Annotated in this window: 1 protein-coding gene; it reads left to right on the forward strand. The window is 70.6% G+C overall.

Annotated elements, in window-relative coordinates:
• Nucleotides 1–59: 59 nt before the first annotated feature.
• The coding region (locus MKL11_RS03275; protein WP_243940254.1) for an IS630 family transposase at nt 60–928 on the forward strand (869 nt) is incomplete at its 3' end.

Genomic DNA, 928 nt, shown 5'->3' on the forward strand with positions numbered 1-928 from the left:
CTAGTGCAGTGACGCGGACGGAGGATTCACGCACACGGTGAGACGTGCGAGTCTGGGCGATGGCTCAGACGGTATGCGTACTCCTCGATGCAACCGACGCGGCACGGCTGGCTGCGATCGCCAGCGACCGCTCCCGTCCGCTCAAGCACACCCAGCGCGCCCGCATCGTCTTACTCTCGGCCGAGCGCCTGAGCGTCCAAGATGTGGCCCGGCGGGCGGGCGTCAGCCGCCCGGCCGTGTGGCGCTGGCAGCGGCGCTACGCCGAGGCGGGCGTTGAAGGTCTGCTGCGTGACAAGACGCGTCCGCCCGGGACACCACCCCATTCGACCGAGACGGTCGCCGAGGTGCTGGCGCTGACCTGCTCGGAGCCGCCGGGCGAGGTCACGCACTGGACCGGCCGGGCCGTGGCCCGCGCTGTCGGGATCTCGTTGCGCGCCGTGCAGCGGATCTGGGACGCTCACCGCCTCCAGCCGCACCGCCTGCGCACGTTCAAGCGCTCGCGCGATCCCGCCTTCGCCGCCAAGGTCGAGGATGTAGTCGGCCTGTACATGGACCCGCCCGCCCATGCGGTGGTGCTGTCCATCGATGAGAAGAGCCAGATCCAGGCGCTGGAGCGGACCCGCCCCGACCGTCCGCTCGCCTCCGGCCATCCCGCCGCCCAGACCCACGACTACACCCGTCACGGCACCACGACGCTGTTTGCCGCCCTCGACGTCCTGGCGGGTACCGTGCTCGGCCGCTGCATGCAGCGCCACCGGAACGGTGAGTTCGTCCGGTTCCTCAACGCCGTCGAGGCCACCGTCCCGCCCGGCAAGGCAATCCACGCGATCCTCGACAACGTCGCCACCCACAAGCATCCGAAGGTACGCGCCTGGCTCGCCCGGCATCGGCGCTGGACGTTCCACTTCACCCCGACCTCGGCTTCGTG

Source organism: Methylobacterium sp. J-077 (assembly GCF_022829365.1).
Classification (GTDB): Bacteria; Pseudomonadota; Alphaproteobacteria; order Rhizobiales; family Beijerinckiaceae; genus Methylobacterium.